The organism is Pseudomonas sp. DE0157 (assembly GCF_007678615.1).
In the GTDB taxonomy this organism is placed as follows: Bacteria; Pseudomonadota; Gammaproteobacteria; order Pseudomonadales; family Pseudomonadaceae; genus Aquipseudomonas; species Aquipseudomonas parafulva_B.
The window spans coordinates 1-18,637 of sequence record NZ_VEJN01000021.1 but is presented as its reverse complement, the minus strand read 5'-3'; the positions used below and the strand labels follow the sequence as shown (position 1 = coordinate 18,637).

Genomic DNA, 18,637 nt, shown 5'->3' with positions numbered 1-18,637 from the left:
TTCAATCCTTACTTGAAAGTCAGTGACAGGGCGCGTCACGCGCGCCCCTGGGTTTCGGTGGTCGCATCCAGGCACTGGCACACCTCGCGCAACACCTGGGGCTGCTTGAGGATGTCGAAGTGCGACGCCTGGATGAGCGTTGCGTCGTCATGGCTGAACCGCCGTTGATAGGCGTGGGCCGGCGCGCCGTACCCCTCCTCTGCCCACCAGAAGCTGGCCGGGCACTCGATGGCGGGCAGCGGCGCCAGGCGTCGCGACAGTGCCTTGAGGCGCAGCGCCACCGTAAAGGCATGCACCAGTTCCTCGGCAGCAAAGCGCGGTGAATCACCGCTGCCCAGCACGTGGGCCTGCACCTGCGCTACCAGGGCTTCGAGGGCCTGGTGGGAGCCGTCGAGAGTCAGGTCGAACGTCGGCAGGCTTTCGGGCGGCTGGTCCAGGATGATCGACAGGAAGTTGCGCAGCTCTTCGGTCAGGTCGTCCTCTGGGCCGTGGTCACCGGGCACGAAGCTGTCCACCAGCCCAACGAAGTGCACGCAGTGGCCCTGCCCTTCCAGCACACGGGCGACCAGCAGCGCCAGCGGCCCGCCCAGCGACCAGCCCAGCAGGTGGTACGGCCCTTGTGGTTGCTGTTCGCGGATGAACCCTGCGTAGTCCTGGGCCATGGCTTCCAGCGAGCTGTCCTGCCAGTGCTTGTCCAGCAGCATGCGGCACTGCACGCCGATGACCTGGCGCACTCCGTCCAGTCGCCGCGCCAGGGGCTCGTAGTCGAACACGGTGCCGAACCCTGCGTGCAGGCAGAACAGGGGCTCGCATTGCGCGACCGGACCGTTGAGCGGCAGCAGCGGTGACGGCACTGCCACGGCGTCATCCACATAACCGGACAACTCGGCGATGGTGGGTTTGCTCATCATGTCACGCAGCTTCAGCTCAATGCCCAGCGCCGGTTGATTGCGCACCTTGGACAACACCTTCAGGGTGCGCAAGGAGTCGCCGCCCAGCTCGAAGAAGTTGTCCGTCACCCCGACCTGCTCCAGCTCCAGCACCTCTTGCCAGATCGCGACAAGGCCCGCTTCGAGGGCGTTGCGCGGCGCCACGTACTCGCGGCCCTTGAAGGACGGGTCTGGCAGCGCCTTGCGGTCGACCTTGCCGTTGGGGCTCAGCGGCAGGTGTTCCAGCACCAGGATCTGGCTGGGCACCATGTAGTCGGGCAAGCCCTGTTGCAACGCCATGCGCAGCGCCTCGCCTTGCAGCGCCGGGCTGCTGGTGGCCACGTAGCCGATCAGTTGCTTGCCGCCTTCGGTGTCACGGGCCACGACGACCGCATCGCGCACCTGGGGTTGACTGCGCAAGCGGGCCTCGATTTCGCCCAGCTCGATGCGAAAGCCCCGGATCTTCACCTGATGATCCAGGCGGCCAAGGAAGTCGATCACTCCGTCTGCGCGGCGGCGCACCAGGTCGCCGGTGCGGTACAGGCGCGCGCCACTGCCGCTGGGGTCGGCGACGAAACGCTCGGCGGTCAGGCCTGGCCGCGCATGGTAGCCCCGCGCAAGCCCCTCCCCGCCAATGTACAACTCACCCGGTACGCCATCGGGCAATGGGTTCAGGCCGGCATCGAGAATGTGCAGGGTACGCTCGCCCACCCGTGTGCCAATCGGCGCATAGGCCGCCTCGCAGCGCTGGTCGGTATCGACCACCCACAGCAACGGCGTGACCACGGTTTCGGTAGGGCCGTAGCCATTGGTCAGCAGCCTTGGGCGCAGGGTGCGCTTGACCAACTCGAAATTGGCATCGGCCACAGCGTCGCCGCCAAAGCAGTAGATCTGCACCGGTGGCGGGCTGTCGAAGGCCTGGCCGTATTCGGCCAACTGTTGCAGGTACGCAGGCGGGAAACAGGCGATGGTGATGGCCTGCTCATGCAGCACCTGCCAGGTTTCCTCGGGCGTCCACAGACGGTTGTCGCGCACCACCAGCTGACCACCGGCCGCCAGGGTGGACAGCCAGCGCTCCTGGGCGCCATCGAAGGCGAACGACATGAACAGCAATTCGCGGGTTGCCTCGCTCATCCCATAGCGCTCGATGATGGCCTGGCAGTGCATGGCCAGCGGCCCGCGGGCGACCGCAACGCCTTTGGGCTTGCCCAGCGAACCGGAGGTGTAGATCAGGTACGCCAGGTTGTCCTCGTCGATCGCAACCGCCGGCAAGGCGACCTGCGCCTGCACCGGCGCAAGCGATTCGAGCAGCAGGGTGTCGACCCCTTCGGCGCTTGGCAAACGTTCACTGACGCTGGCCTGGCTGATGAGCAGTCGCATGGCCGAGTCCTCGATGATCCACTGCACCCGCTCGCGTGGGTAGTCGATATCGACAGGGACATAGGCAGCGCCGGTCTTGAGCACCGCATAGAAGGCCACGATCATGTCCACCGAGCGCTCCAGCGCCACCCCGACACGCACCTCCGGGGCAGCACCGGCCTCGATCAGGGCCACGGCCAGGCGGTTGGCGCGCGCCTCAAGTTGGGCATACGTCAGGGACCGCCCGGCGCAGCTGACCGCCACCTGCTGACCACGGGCCTGCACATGCCCGGCAATGCGCTGCAGCAGCGGCGTGCGGGTCGGGTTGGCGACCAGCCGGTTGGCCTGGGCTTGCTGGCGTTCAGCGTCGGCATCGAGCATGGGCAGGCTGCCGATGGCTGCCAGTGGGTCGCCCAGCAGCGCTTGAAGCAAGCGCTCGAAGCTGCGCCGGATGCCTTGGCAGGCGGCGGGGCTGAAGCGGCTGCGCCAGTAAAGGAACTCGATGCTCAAGGTGTCATCCAGGTGCACGGCGAGGTCCATGGCATAGTTGGTCACGTCGCGGCCTTCGCTGGCGCCGAAGCGCAAGCCGTCTTCACCGGCGTCTTGCAGTCGCTCGTCTAGGGGATAGTTCTCGAACACCACGATGCTGTCGAACAGCGCCTGCCCGCTTTGCCCGGACCAACGCTGCACATCGGCCAGAGAGACGTGCTCGTAGTCACGCACCTGCACGTTGTAGTCCTGCAGGGCCTGCAACCACTGGCCCACCGGTTGTTCGGGCGCAGGTGCCTGGATGATCGGCAGCGTGTTGATGAACAGGCCCAGCATGTCTTCAGCACCCGGCAGGTTTGCCGGACGACCGGCAACGGTTGCGCCGAAGCACACGCGCGATTGCCCGGTGTAGCGTTGCAGCAGCAGCAACCACGCCGCCTGGATCAGCGTGTTGGGCGTGACCCGCAGGCGCTGGGCCTGATCACGCAGTTGCCGGGTTTGCGCGGCGTCCCAGTTCAGGTACAGGGCGTCGTAGCCGTCGGCCTCGGCGACGGGCGCTGGATGCAACCCGGTGGCCAGCAGGGTGGGCCCTTCCAGCCCGGCCAGCTTGTCTTTCCAGAAGAGCTCCATCTGCGCCTGGGGCTGGGCGGCCAGCCAGCCGATGTAGTCGCGGTAGCTGCCGCGCTTGCCGGGCAGTGCTTGCCCACCGTACACGGCGAACACCTCGCCAAGCAGGCGTGAGTGGCTCCAGCCGTCCATGAGGATGTGGTGGCTGCTCCAGATCAGTTGCTGGCGCTGCTCGTCCAGGCGCACCAGGGTCAGGCCCATCAAGGGCGGGTGCAGCAGGTCGAAGCCGCGGGCGTAGTCCTGTTCGGCCAGGCGTTGCAGGTCGGCGACGCTGACCGGGCGATCCCGCCAATCGAGCTCGCGCACACGCAGTTCGGCGCGCTTGGCCACCCATTGCAACGGCTCGCTGAGGTGGCTTTCGGTCCAGGACCCAGTGCGCAGGATTTCATGGCGATCGACCATGTGCTGCCAGGCCGCAATGAAGCGCGCGTTGTCCAGCCCTTGTACCTGCACACTGGTTTGGCTGACGTACAGCCCCTGTTGGGCGGCTTCGAGGGTATGGAACAGGATGCCCTGTTGCATCGGCGACAGCGGGTACAGGTCTTCGACAGCCCCGGCCGGCACCGGCAAGCGGTCCAGCTGCGCCTGGCTCAGCCCTGCGAGCGGGAAGTCGGACGGGGTCAGGCAGGGGTGCTCCAAGGCCAGGCAGTGTTCAATGACCGCACGTAGCTCGCCCACATAGGCCTGGGCCAGTTCCTCGATGGTGCCCGCGGCGAACCGCTGGCGGCTGAAGGTGAAGTCCAGCTTCAGGGCGCCCTCGAACACCTGCCCGTTGATGGTCAAGGCATTGCCCAGCGGCGCCTGATCACTGACCTGGCGCCCACCGCTCTGCGCAGCCGGGGCGAACAGCGCGTCGTCCTCACGTGCGGCGCTGGCGTCGAACTGGCCCAGGTAGTTGAAGGTGATGCGTGGCTGCGCCAGGGTGGCCAATGCCTGGCGGGTGGCCGCATCGCCCAGATAACGCAGCACTCCAAAGCCAAGGCCCTTGTCCGGGATGGCACGCAGGTGCTCCTTGACCTGCTTGATGGTGTCCCCCACTGGCCCCGCCACCGGCAGTTTCACTGGGAACAGGCTGGTGAACCAGCCCACGGTACGGGTGAGGTCGACGTCGTCGAACAGCGTCTCGCGGCCGTGGCCTTCCAACTCGATCAATGCCGCCTGCTCGCCCGTCCATTGGCAGATCACCCGCGCCAGGGCGGTCAGCAGCAGGTCATTGACTTGGGTGCGGTAAGCGGCCGGGGCCTGCTGAAGCAGTTGTCGGGTCAGCGCTGGATCCAGTTCAACCTGCACGGTGTGGGCGTCGCCCACCTGCTGGCTGCCTTGGGCATCTTCGCCAGGCAACGTCTGGGCAAAGCCCTGCAGTTGGGCCTGCCAGTAGGCCAGTTGCTGGCATAGGGTTTCGCTTCGGGCGTGGGCTTGCAGGCGTTCAGCCCAGGCCTTGTAGGCGCTGGTCTTGGCCGGCAGGCTGAGCGGCTGCCCGGTCAGGCACTGCTGGTAAGCCTGTTGCAGGTCCTCGAACAGAATGCGCCACGACACGCCATCGACCACCAGGTGATGGATCGCCAGCAGTAAGCGCTGACTGCCATCGGCCAGGGTGGCCAACACCGCGCGCAGCAGCGGGCCCTGGGCCAGGTCCAGGCTACGCTGGGCATCGTCGCACAGGGCGGTGAGTGCCTGGGCATCGGTCACCTCGCGTTGCCACAGCAGCGCCTGGGCACTGTCGCCGTGGCAGGCCTGCCAACCCTGCTCGCCTTCACTGAAGCGCAGGCGCAGGGCATCGTGGTGGTGCACCAACGCCTGCAACGCCTGCTCCAGCGCAGCCCCTTGAAGCGGCGCGCTCGGCACCAGCAACACCGACTGGTTCCAGTGGTGACGCTGGGCAATGGCCTCACTGAAGAAGCTGTGCTGCACAGGGAGCAACGGCGTGCTGCCGGTGACCGCACCTTGGTCGATCTGCAGAGCTGTGTCTGCCGTGCCAACGACCTGGGCCAAGGCCCGGAGGGTCTGGTGCTGGAACAACGCTTTCGGGGTCAGGTGCAGCCCCAGTTGCCGCGCTCGGCTGACCACCTGAATGGAGATGATCGAGTCACCGCCCAGCTCGAAGAAGTTGTCGTCCACCCCGACCCGCTCAAGCTTCAGCACGTCTTGCCAGACTGTGGCCAACTGCTGTTCGAGCGCTGTCTGCGGCGCGGCGAAGGCATGGCGGCTAGCGGCCTCGGGTAGCGGCAGCGCCTTGCGGTCGATCTTGCCGCTTGGGCTCAATGGCAGGCTGTCGAGCACCACCAGGTGCGCCGGCACCATGTAGTCCGGCAGGCTCGCTTTCAGGGCATCGCGCAGCGTGACCGCAGCCACCTGCGTGATCACGTAGCCCACCAGTTGCGGCCCATTGGGACCAGGCTGCGCCATGACCAGCGCCTCGCTGACACCGGCCTGCGCCAGCAGGCAAGTCTCGATCTCGCCCAGCTCGATACGGAAGCCACGGATCTTCACCTGATGGTCCACCCGGCCGACGTATTCGATCACGCCATCGGCACGGTAGCGCGCCAGGTCGCCCGTGCGATACAAGCGCCCGCCGTTGCCGCCGAACGGGTCGGGCAGGAAGCGCTCGGCGGTCAGCGCACTGCGGCCGAAATAGCCGCGCGCCAGCAACTGGCCGCCGATCACCAGCTCACCCACGACACCGGTCGGCACCGGCTGCCCGGCGTCGTCCAGCAGGTAGATGTCCCGCCCTGGCAAAGCCGTGCCGATCGGCAAGGTGTGAGGCACGGGTTGTTCGCCCAGCACGTACGGGGTGCAGTCGAGCGTGGTGGAAGTGACCGTGGTTTCGGTCGGGCCGTAGGTGTTGAGCAGGCGCACATGGCCCAGCCCGGCCTTGTGCCAGGCGGCCATGCCTTCAGGCGGCATGGCTTCGCCGCCCGCATGAATCTGGCGCAGCTGCCCGTAGTCGCGTGGCCCTACGCTGGCAAACTGGGTGGCCAGCAGGTTCCAGTACGCGGTCGGCAGGTCGGCCACGCTGATGCCGTGGGCCAGCACCCGCTGGTAGAACGTCTCGCTGTCCCAGATTTCGTTGCCCCGCAGCATCACGGTGGCACCGCAGACCAGCGGGGCGTAAAGCTGCTCGACGAAGGCGTCGAAGTTGAACGTGGCGAATTGCAGCACGCAGTCGGATGCGTGGATATCGGAATACCACTGGGCCACGAAAGCGTGGCGGGTCAAGGCACCATGGCTGATGGCCACGCCCTTCGGCCGGCCGGTCGAGCCGGAGGTGAAGATCACGTAGGCCAGGTTGTCGGCGTGCACGCGGTTGAGCGGGTCGCTGTCGGCGCCGCTGCCGTCCTCAGGCGTATCCAGCAGCAGGCACTGCACCTGCGCGTCCAGCGCCAGTGCTTGGCGCAAGTGCGACTGGGTCAACAGCAGCGCGATGCGGCTGTCCTCGACCATCTGCTGCAAGCGCTCGCGGGGGAATTTCGGATCGAGCGGCACGTAGCCGCCGCCTGCCTTGAGCACGGCCAGCAAGGCGATGACCATCGGCGCGTCGCGCTCGGCGGCGATGCCAACCAGCACGTCCGGGCCCACGCCCTGGGCGATCAGGCGGTGGGCCAGGCGGTTGGCCGCCACGTTGAGCTGGGCGTAGGTCAGCTCGGTGGTTTCAGTGATCAGCGCAATGTGGTTCGGAACACGCAGGGCCTGCCGTTCGAACAGCACATGGGCAGGCGCCAGGCTTGGGTATTGACCGGCGGCCATGCCCCAGTCCTGCACCGGGGCGCGCTGGCGACCGTCGTCCAGCAGGGTCAGATCGCCCAGGCAAAGCCCGTCGGGCCCCTCGACCATTTGCAGGAGCAAGTGGGCCAGGTTGTCACTGATGCCCGCGATACCCGGCGCATCGAACGCCTCGCCCGCATAGGTGAAGTGCAGCAGCACGGTGGACCCGGCGTTTACGCTGACGGTCAGCGGGTAGTTGCTCTGCTCATGGTTGTCGATGCTGCCAAAGCGCAGGTCCACGGGCGCTGCTTGCAGCGCCTCGGAAACCGGATAGTTCTCGAACACCAGGATGTTGTCGAACAGCGCTTCACCGCCCTGCCCGGCCCAGCGCTGGATATCGAAGAGCGGGGTGTGCTCCTGCTCGCGCAGTGCCAGGTTCAGTTGCACAAGCGCATGCAGCCACGCCTGCAGCGGCTGATCTACCTGGGGGCTGGCCACTACCGGCAAGGTGTTGATGAACAGGCCGATCTGCTGCTCCACACCGCTGATCGCCGCCGGGCGCCCGGCCACGGTGGCCCCGAACACGACGCCGTCGTGCCCGGTGTAGCGTTGCAGCAGCAACAGCCAGGCCGCCTGGATGACGGTGTTGAGGGTGACCTTGTGGCGCCGCGCAAAGGCGCTCAGACGCTGGGTGTGATGTTCGTCCAGCCGGTGGTAATGATCGTATTGACCTGAGCTGCGCGTTGCCGGCTTCAAGGCTTGTGCCAGCAGGGTCGGTGCCGGCAGGCGGGCCAGTTGATCGCGCCAGAACGCCTCGCTGGCCTGACGGTCCTGACGCAGCAACCAGCCGATGTAGTCGCGGTACTGCGTAGGCCCTTGGGTGACCGGGTGACCGGCATAGCGCTGGAGCACTTCGCCCAGAAGCTGCGAGGTGCTCCAGCCGTCCATCAGGATATGGTGGCTGGTGTAGATCAGGTGATAGTCCTGCACATCGGTCTGTGCAAGTACCAGCCTGAGCAACGGCGCGGTATGAAGCTCGAAGCCACGTTGCAGTTCGCTTTGCGCCAGGGCATCAAGGGTTGCTTGCGCAGAGGTTTCGTCGCGCAGGTCCAGCAGGCGGAACGGCAGCTCGACCCGATTCATGACCACCTGCACGGCCTGCTCGAACTGCCAGTTGAACCCGGTGCGCAGAATGGCGTGGGCATCGAGGGTGGCCTGCCAGGCACTGCGGAATCGCTGCGGGTCGAGCCCACCGATGTCCAGACGCATCTGGTTCAGGTAATCGCCACTTCCCTGTTCGTAGAGGCTGTGGAACAACATGCCCTGCTGCATCGGGGACAGCGGGTAGATGTCCTCAAGGTTGGCCGCAGGCACCGCAAGCTGGTCCAGTTGCGCCTGGTCAAGACTGGCCAGGGGGAAATCGGACGGCGTCACGCCGCCCGCGTCAGGCGCCAGGCAGTGTTCGATCAGCGCTTGCAGTTGTGCGCCGTAGGCATCGGCCAAGTCCTTGATGGTCTGCACCTCGAACTGCTCGGCGCTGAACGTCCAGTCCAGGCTCAGGCAACCGTCGTACACGCGCCCGTTGAGCACCAGCCAATTGTCCAATGGGGCATCTGGGCTTTGCTCACGGCCGCGCTTTTCGGTAGCCGGGGTGAACAAGGCGTCATCGTCGTCGGCAAAACTGCCGTCGAACTGGCCCAGGTAGTTGAAGGTGATACGCGGCGTCGCCAGGCCCCCCAGGGCCTCGCGTGTGGCAGCGTCCCCCAGGTAGCGCAGCACACCATAGCCGATACCCTTGTCAGGGATGCCGCGCAGGTGTTCCTTGACCTGGCGAAGCGTGTCGCCAAGGTCGGTCGACACGGGCAACTTCACCGGGAACAGGCTGGTGAACCAGCCCACGGTACGGGTGAGGTCCACGTCGTCGAACAGCTCCTCGCGGCCATGGCCTTCCAACTGGATCAGCGCGGCCTGTTCGCCCGTCCACTGGCAGATCACACGGGCCAAGGCGGTCAGCAGCAAGTCGTTGACTTGGGTGCGGTACGCCGCAGGCGCCTGCTGTAACAGGCGACGGGTTTGCTGGGCGTCCAGGCGGGTCTGCACAGTCTGGGCGTGGTGCCCCTGCATGCCCGCATCGGCCTTGGCGCCCGGCAGGTCTGTGCGTTGACCACGCAGTTGCGCCAGCCAGTAATCCTTCTGGCCCAGCAGCGCCGGCTTGTGGGCATGCGCCTTCAGTTTCTGCGCCCAAGCCTGGTAGGCCGTGGTCTTGCTCGGCAGTTTCAGGGGCTGCCCGGCCAGGCATTGTGCGTAGGCCTGTTGCAGGTCCTCGAAGAGGATGCGCCACGATACGCCATCGACCACTAGGTGATGGATCACCAGCAGCAAGCGCTGGCTGCCGTCGGCAAGGGTGGCCAGCACCGCGCGCAGCAGCGGGCCGTGGGCCAGGTCCAGGCTGCGCTGGGCATCGTCGCACAGGGCGGTGAGCGCCTGGGCATCGGCCACCTCGCGCTGCCACAGCAGCGCCGTCACGGGCTCGCCATGTTCGGCCTGCCAGCCTTGCTCACCCTCGCTGAAGGTAAGGCGCAGCGCATCGTGATGCTGCACAAGGGCCTGCAATGCCCGCTCCAGTGCAACGCCCTCAAGCGCGGTGCGTGGTACCAGCAGCACCGACTGGTTCCAGTGGTGACGCTGGGCAATGGCCTCGCTGAAGAAGCTGTGCTGCACCGGCAGCAGCGGCATGCCGCCGAGGACGGTACCCTGGTCGATGTGCACGGCGCTGTCGCCAGTGCGCACGACCTTGGCCAGGGCGCGCAGGGTCTGGTGCTGGAACAGTTCCTTGGGCGTGAAGTGCAGCCCCTGCTGACGGGCTCGGCTGACCACCTGGATGGAGATGATCGAGTCACCGCCCAGCTCGAAGAAGTTATCGTCCACCCCGACCCGCTCAAGCTTCAGCACGTCTTGCCAGATACGCGCCAGTTGCTGTTCGAGCGGGCGCTGGGGGGCGATAAATGCCTGGTTACTGGAGGCCTCGGGCAGCGGCAGTGCCTTGCGGTCGATCTTGCCGCTCGGGCTCAGCGGCATGTGGTCGAGCAGCATGAGATGGGCGGGGACCATGTAGTCCGGCAGGCTCGCCTTGAGCGCTTCGCGCAGCGTCTGCACGTTTGCATCTGCAACCAGGTAAGCGACCAGTTGCGGCCCGTTCGGGCCAGGCTGCGCCATGACCAGCGCCTCGCTGACACCGGCCTGCGCCAGCAGGCAAGTCTCGATCTCGCCCAGCTCGATACGGAAGCCACGGATCTTCACCTGATGGTCCACCCGGCCGACGTATTCGATCACGCCATCGGCACGGTAGCGCGCCAGGTCGCCCGTGCGGTACAAGCGCCCGCCGTTGCCGCCGAACGGGTCGGGCAAGAAGCGCTCGGCGGTCAGCGCACTGCGGCCGAAATAGCCGCGCGCCAGCAATTGGCCACCGATCACCAGCTCACCCACGACACCGGTCGGCACCGGCTGCCCGGCATCGTCCAACAGGTAGATGTCCCGCCCTGGCAAAGCCGTGCCGATCGGCAAGGTGTGAGGCACGGGTTGTTCGCCCAGCACGTACGGGGTGCAGTCGAGCGTGGTGGAAGTGACCGTGGTTTCGGTCGGGCCGTAAGTGTTGAGCAGGCGCACACGGCCCAGCCCGGCCTTGTGCCAGGCGGCCATGCCTTCAGGCGGCATGGCTTCGCCGCCCGCATGAATCTGGCGCAGCTGCCCGTAGTCGCGTGGCCCTACGCTGGCGAACTGGGTGGCCAGCAGGTTCCAGTACGCGGTCGGCAGGTCGGCCACGCTGATGCCGTGGGCCAGCACCCGCTGGTAGAACGTCTCGCTGTCCCAGATTTCGTTGCCCCGCAGCATCACGGTGGCACCGCAGACCAGCGGGGCGTAAAGCTGCTCGACGAAGGCATCGAAGTTGAACGTGGCAAATTGCAGGACGCAGTCGGATGCGTGGATATCGGAATACCATTGGGCCACGAAGGCGTGGCGGGTCAAGGCACCATGGCTGATGGCTACGCCCTTCGGCCGGCCGGTCGAGCCGGAGGTGAAGATCACGTAGGCCAGGTTGTCAGCGTGCACGCGGTTGAGCGGGTCGCTGTCGGCGCCGCTGCCGTCCTCAGGCGTATCCAGCAGCAGGCACTGCACCTGCGCGTCCAGCGCCAGCGCTTGGCGCAAGTGCGACTGGGTCAACAGCAGCGCGATGCGGCTGTCCTCGATCATCTGCTGCAAGCGCTCGCGGGGGAATTTCGGATCGAGCGGCACGTAGCCGCCGCCTGCCTTGAGCACGGCCAGCAAGGCGATGACCATCGGCGCGTCGCGCTCGGCGGCGATGCCGACCAGCACGTCCGGGCCCACGCCCTGGGCGATCAGGCGGTGGGCCAGGCGGTTGGCCGCCGCGTTAAGCTGGGCATAGGTCAGCTCGGTGGTTTCAGTGATCAGCGCAGTGTGGTGCGGAACGCGCTGGGCCTGCTGCTCGAACAGCACATGGGCAGGGGCCAGGCTTGGGTATTGACCGGCGGCCATGCCCCAGTCCTGCACCGGGGCGCGCTGGCGCCCCTCTTCGAACAGCTTCAGCTCACCCAGGCAGCGCTGGGGCGAGCCGTCCGCCATCTGCGCCAGCAGATGGGCCAGGTGGCCTGCAACCTGAGCCATGCGTTCGGCACTGAACTGCGCCGCGTCATAGCTGTAATGCAACAACAGGTCGGCCCCGGTGCTGACGCTCAGGGTCAGTGGGTAGTTGTTCTGCTCATGGCTGTGCACGTCACCAAAGTGCAGGTCACTGACGCCGCCTTGCTGCAGCGCCTCGGACACAGGGTAGTTTTCGAATACCAGCAGGGTATCGAACACTCCATCGCCGCCCTGCCCGGCCCAGCGCTGCACATCACTCAGCGCACTGTGTTCGTGGTCCCGAAGTGCCAGGTTGATGCTTTGTACGGTCTGTAACCAACCGGCCAGCGCCAGCTGCGGCTCGGGCCGCGCGACCACCGGCAGGGTATTGATGAACAGGCCGATCTGCTGCTCGATGCCCTGCAACTGCGTAGGCCGGCCCGCGACCGTAGCCCCGAATGCCACGCTGTCGTGGCCGGTGTAGCGCTGCAACAGCAACAGCCAGGCGGCCTGCACGAGCGTGTTGAGGGTGACTTTCTGCTGACGGGCAAAGCCGTGCAACTGTTCGGTCATCGCAGCGTCCAGGCGCCATTTCAATTCGCCTTGCCCGGTCTGGCCGGTGGCGGCGCACTTGAGCGCACGGCTCAGCCAGGTCGGCTCCTCAAGGGTGGCGAACTGTGCGCGCCAGAAGGCCTCGCTGGCCTGTTTGTCCTGGCGTTGCAACCAGCCGATGTAATCACTGTAGCGCCCGTTCAGGCTCTTCAGCGCCTGGCCTGCGTAGTGCTGCAGCACCTCGCCAAGCAGCTGCGAATTGCTCCAGCCGTCGAGCAAAATGTGATGGCTGGTATAGATCAGCTGATAGCGATCATCCCCCGTGCGGGCCAGCGTCAAGCGCAGCAGTGGCGCCTGGGCCAGGTCGAAGCCTTGCTCGCGTTCGGCATCAGCCAGACGCGTCAATGCAGCGTCAAGATCTTCATGGCCACGCAGGTCGATTTCACGGCACGGCAGCTGCACCTGCTTGCGCACCCACTGCAGCGGCTGGGCCAGCCCGCCTTGCCAGAGGAACCCGCTGCGCAATATGTCATGGCGCTGGACCACCGCCTGCCAGGCCTCACGGAAACGCTCGGGCGCCAGCCCCTCGACGCTGACCGACAGCTGGTTGATGTAGTCCCCCCCTTGTTGCTCAAGCAAGCTGTGGAACAGCATGCCCTGCTGCATGGGCGAGAGCGGGTACAGGTCCTGGACGTCCGCCCAGGGCAGGCCAAGGGCGTCCAGCTGTGGCTGGTCGAGCATGGCCAGCGGGAAGTCCGAAGGCGTCACCCCGGCACTGCCCGGCAACAGGCAGTGGGCGACCAGCTGGTTCAGCTCGCGTGCGTAATCCTGCGCCAACCGCTCGATGTCGCTGCGCTCGAACATCGCTTCGCTGAAGGTCCAGCCCAAACGCAATTGGCCTGCGTACACCTGGCCGTTGATGCTCAGCCAATTGCCGAGCGGGGCCTCGGCGCCCTGTTCAGCGCCGGCGTCCTCGCTGGCTGGCACGAACAGGGCACCCTGGTCGCTGGCAAAGCTGCCGTCGAACTGGCCCAGGTAGTTGAAGGTGATGCGCGGCTCGGCCAGGCCGTTGAGGGCTGCCTGCGACTGGGCGCTGCCCATGTAGCGCAGGGCGCCGTAGCCGATGCCCTTGTCAGGGATCGCGCGCAACTGCTGCTTGACGCGCTTGATCGCGTCGGTCACCTCAGCGGCATCGTCCAGGCGTACCGGGAAGGCGCTGGTGAACCAGCCCACTGTGCGGGTCAGGTCGACCTCGTCGAACAGCGCTTCACGGCCGTGCCCTTCGAGCTGGATCAGCGCCGAGGCCTGCCCAGTCCAGCGGCAGATCACGCGGGTCAGCGCGGTCAGCAGCAGGTCGTTGACCTGGGTGCGGTAGGCCGCCGGGGCCTGTTGCAGCAATTGCCGGGTCAGCGTGTCGTCCAGGCGCGTGTGTACCGTACAGGCATGGCGTTTTTCCAGGCTGGCGTGAGGACGCGCGCCTGGCAGGTGGTCGGCGGCGCCTGCGACCTGCGCCTGCCAGTACGGCAGCTGCTCGGCCAGGGCCGGGGTTTGCGCCAGTGCCTGCAGGCGTTCTGCCCAGTGCTTGTAGGCCGTGGTCTTGGCCGGCAGCGACAGCGCCTCGCCTGCCAGGCACTGCGAGTAGGCCTGCTGCAGATCGTCGAACAGAATGCGCCAGGACACACCGTCCACGACCAGGTGATGAACCACCAGCAACAGCCGCTGACTGCCATCGTCCAACTCCGCCAGCACAGCCCGCAGCAGCGGCCCTTGGCGCAGGTCGAGGCTGCGCTGGGCCTGCTCGCACAACGCGGTCAGGGCCTGGCCGCGCGCGGCCGTGGCGTGCCACAGCAAAGGCGCCTGCTCCTCGGCGCTCTGTTGCTGGGCCGGTGCCCGGTGCCAGGCGAGCCCGGCTTGGGCATCGAAGCGCAGGCGCAAGGCGTCATGGTGCAGCACCAGCGCCTGCAACGCCGCTTCCAGCGCACGTGGCTGCAACGCCTGCGTTGGTGCCAGCAGCACGGACTGGTTCCAGTGGTGCGCATCAGCAATGCCCTGGGCGAAGAACCAGCGCTGGATGGCCAGCAGCGGCAGGCTGCCAGCGACCGGGCCCTGATCGATGCGGGCGACCTCGCCAAAACGGGCCACACCGGCCAAGGCCTGCACGGTCTGGTGCAGGAACAGGTCTTTGGGACTGAGCACGATGCCGGCCTGACGGGCCCGGCTGACCATCTGGATCGAGATGATCGAATCACCGCCCAGCTCGAAGAAATTGTCGGTCACCCCCACCTGAGGCACCTTCAGCACCGCCTGCCAGATCTGCACCAGCGCCTGCTCGAGCGGGCTGCTGGCGGCCACATGCTGGCCTTGCAGCTGGGTAAGGTCGACTACGGGCAGGGCCTGGCGGTCGATCTTGCCGTTGGGGGTCAAGGGCATGCGTTCGAGCAACTGCACGTGCGTGGGCACCATGTAGTCGGGCAGGTCCACCTTCAAACAGCGCTTGATCGATTCGCGGCGCTCAGCCTGGGCTTGATGATTGGACGCCAATTGCGGCGCGTCGTCGCTCACCACGTAGCCGACCAATTGCTGGCCGCTCGGGCCGGCCTGGGCCACCACCACCGCTTCGCGCACCCCCGGCACCGCCAGCAGGCGCGCTTCCACCTCGCCCAGCTCGATACGAAAACCCCGCACCTTGACCTGGCGGTCGATGCGCCCGAGGTAGTCGATGATGCCGCTGCTGCGCAGGCTCACCCGATCACCGCTGCGGTACAGCCGGGCACCGTTGCCGAACGGGTCCGGTACGAACCTTTCAGCAGTGAGCGCCGGGCGCTTGAGGTAGCCACGGGCCAAGCCCTGCCCGCCCAGGTACAACTCACCCGGGATGGCCAGGGGCAACAGGTTCAGGTCGGCATCGAGCACATACGCGCGCCGTTCACCGACGCGATCGCCAATGGGCGCATAGGCCGCACCGCAGCTGTCCTGTTCGCCAGCTTTCCAGATCAGGGGGGTGACCACGGTTTCGGTAGGGCCGTAGCCATTGATGATATAGGTCGGACGCAGTGCGCGCCGAGCCATGGCGTAGCTGGCCTCGGACACCGCATCGCCGCCGAAGCAGTACACCCGCATCGGCGGTGGGTTGCCATCGCGCTCGGCGTGCTCGGCCAGTTGCTGAAGGTAGACCGGTGGAAACGCAGCGACCGTCACCCCATGTGCATGCATGGCGGCATAGGTTTGCTCCGGGGTCCACAGCTGCGGGTCGCGGATGAGCAGCGAAGCCCCGTGGGTCAGGGGCGTGAGCCAGCGTTCGTGGGCACCGTCGAAAGCGAATGACATGAAGTGCAGTTCGCAGTCGGCCGGCGTCATTTCGTAGCGCTCGCCAATGGCTCGGCAGTGCATGGCGATGGGGCCATGGGCCACTGCCACCCCTTTGGGCAGGCCCGTGGAACCCGAGGTGTAGATGACGTAGGCCAGGTTATCGGCCTGGGCGGCGTTCGCTGGCGCGTGGCAGGGTTGCGCGGCCAGGTCCATGTGGTCCAGGGCCAGGGTTGCCAAGCCATCCGGTACCGGCAGGCGCTGCATGAGCGCGCTGTCGCTGAGCAGCAGGGCCATGCCGCTGTCCTGCATCAGATAGGACAGGCGCTCGCGGGGGTATTGCGGATCGAGCGGCGTATAGGCACCGCCGGCCTTGAGCACCGCCAACAGGCTCACGACCATCTCAAGGCCACGCTCCAGGGCGATACCGACCAGCACTTCCGGCCCCACCCCTGCTGTGACCAAAGCATGGGCCAGGCGATTGGCCTGCTGATCGAGCTGGGCAAAGCTCATGCGCTGCTCGCCAAACAGCAAGGCGGTGGCCTGCGGGGTTTGCGCAGCCCACTGGGCAATGCGCTCGTGCACCAGCGGGCCGTCGGCATGGCGCAGGTCCGGGGCGTTGCGCACGGCGTGCAGGTGCTCATGCTCATCGACGGCCAGCATCGGCAGTGCAGCAACGCAGCGCGACGGATCGGCGACGAGGCCGCGCAGCAGGGCCAGCCAATGGCCCCCCAGGCGCTCGATGGTGGCGGCATCGAACAGGTCGCACGCATAGGTCAGCGACGCCCACAGGCCGTCTTCACCCTCGACGGTGTCCAGCGTCAGGTCGAACGAGGCGCTGTGGCTTTCCCAGAACAGCCCTTCGATTTCCAGGCCAGGCACCTGCTGGGCACGTGGGTCGCGGCCCTGGCGCTGATGGTTGTACATCACCTGGAACAACGGGTTGTGGCTCAGGCTGCGGTCTGGCTGCAAGGCTTCGACCAGTTGCTCGAACGGCAAGTCCTGATGCGCCTGAGCACCGAGTACCGTCTGCTTGACCTGTTGCAACAACGTCGGGAAGGCCAAGGCCCCCTGCACATCAGCGCGCAGCACCTGGGTGTTGACGAAGAAACCCAGCAGGCGATCGGTCTCGACCCGGTTGCGGTTGGCGTTGGGCACCCCGACGCGAATATCGGTCTGGCCGGTGTAGCGGTGCAGCAGCACCTGGAACGACGCCAGCAACAGCATGAACAGCGTGACCTGTTGCTGCTGCGCGAGGGCTTGCAAGGCTTCGCTCAGCGCCTTGTCGATGGGCAAGTCGAAACGCGCGCCGCGCAGGCTTGGCTGGGCCGCGCGCGGACGGTCGGTGGGCAACTCGAGCACCGGTTGATGCGCGCCCAGTTGCTCACGCCAGTAGGCCAGTTGCTGCTCGCTGCCGCCGGCTTCCATCCAGCGACGCTGCCAGATGGCATAGTCGGCGTACTGAATGGGCAGCGCAGGCAGCTGGACCGCCCGCCCGTGGACCAAGCCCAGGTACAGCTGCATCAGCTCATCGACCATGACCTGCATCGACCAGCCATCGGAGACGATGTGGTGCTGCACCATCACCAGCACATGCTCATCGTCAGCCACCCTCAGCAGCCCCAGCCGTACCAGCGGGCCGTGCTCGAGGTCGAAGGGCCTGGCGATCTGCTGCTCGATCAACGCCTGCACTTGGGCGTGTTGATGCTCGGGTGCCAGGGTGGCCGGCAGGTGCAACGGCTCGATCGCGATCGGCAGTGAGCCATGCACGTGCTGGCAGGGCCGCTCGTCCTTCATCACGAAGGTGGTGCGCAGGGTCTCGTGGCGTGCCACCAGGGCATCGAACGCTTGTTGCAAAGCCTGGGTGTCGAGGTGACCGCGCAGGCGCAAGGCGGTAGGGATATGAGATGCGCTGCTGCCTGGCTCCAGTTGCCAAAGGAACCACTGGCGCTCCTGGGCGAAGGACAGCGGCAGGCTGTCTAACTGCTCGCGGATGACAGGAATTGGCAGGTTGCCGGGCGAGACCTTTTGTTCGGCCATCTTGGCCAGGTACTGGCGGCGCTTGTCCAAGGGCAAGGCGATGAAACGCTGGGCAATGCGCAGGGCGCTGGCGTGATCCATTACACCGCCTCCATTTCGTCGAGCAGGCTTTCGAGCTGGTCGAGGGTGGCGGCATCCACCGCCCCGCCTTCGTGCTCCAGTTGGCGGGCCAGCTCGCCCAGGGTGGGGTATTGGAAAATCAATTGCGCAGTTGCCTTCATACCAAGCTCGAGTTGAATGCGTGAGACCAGGCTCACGACGAGAAGAGAGTGACCGCCCAGGTCGAAGAAGTGGTCGTTCAAGCCGACCTTGTCGAGCTGGAGCAGGTCCTGCCAGATCGCTGCCAGTTGGCACTCGACCGGGCGTTGCGGGGCTTCGTAGCCGTGTTGTGGTGGCGCTGCCTGGGGCAGTGGCAAGGCCTTGCGGTCCAGCTTGCCGTTGGGGCTGAGCGGCCACTGCTCCAGCAGCAGCCATTGGCCGGGGACCATGTAGCCGGGCAGGTTGGCCTTGAGGTGAGCCTTGAGGCGCTCGCGCAGCAGCGCCTGGCGGGTGGGCTCCAGGTCAGCACCGTCGACCAGCACGTAGCCGACCAGTTGCGCGCCAGCGGCGCCAGGCTGAGCTAGCACGACCGTTTCCCGGACTTCGGCCATCTCCAGCAGGCGCGCCTCGATTTCTCCCAGCTCGATGCGCTGGCCACGGATCTTCACCTGGTGGTCCAGGCGACCGAGGTACTCCAGCACGCCGTCGGCGCGGTAACGCACCCGATCACCCGTGCGGTACAAGCGCTCGCCATTACCCAGAGGGCTTGCCACGAAGCGCTCGGCGGTCAGCGCCGGGCGGCGGTGATACCCACGGGCCAGGCCTACGCCACCCAGGTACAACTCACCGGCCACCCCTGGCACCACCGGTTGCAGGGCAGCGTCCAGCACGTAGGTGTGCAGGTTGGCGATGGGGCGCCCGATGGGCACGCTGTCGCTGCCCTCCTCCACGCAGGT

The 18,637-nt window shown here is 66.5% G+C and carries 2 protein-coding genes; both read right to left on the bottom strand.

The window, feature by feature from the left end; translation table 11 throughout:
• Positions 1–35 precede the first annotated feature (35 nt).
• On the bottom strand, positions 36–17,723 hold the full coding sequence (locus FS777_RS19970; protein ID WP_145257291.1) for a non-ribosomal peptide synthase/polyketide synthase: 17,688 nt from the start codon (positions 17,721–17,723) through the stop codon (positions 36–38).
• Positions 17,723–18,637, bottom strand: a 915-nt coding sequence (locus tag FS777_RS19965) for a phosphopantetheine-binding protein (protein WP_306107638.1), incomplete at its 5' end; no start/stop codon positions are given. The genes FS777_RS19970 and FS777_RS19965, both read right to left, overlap by 1 nt.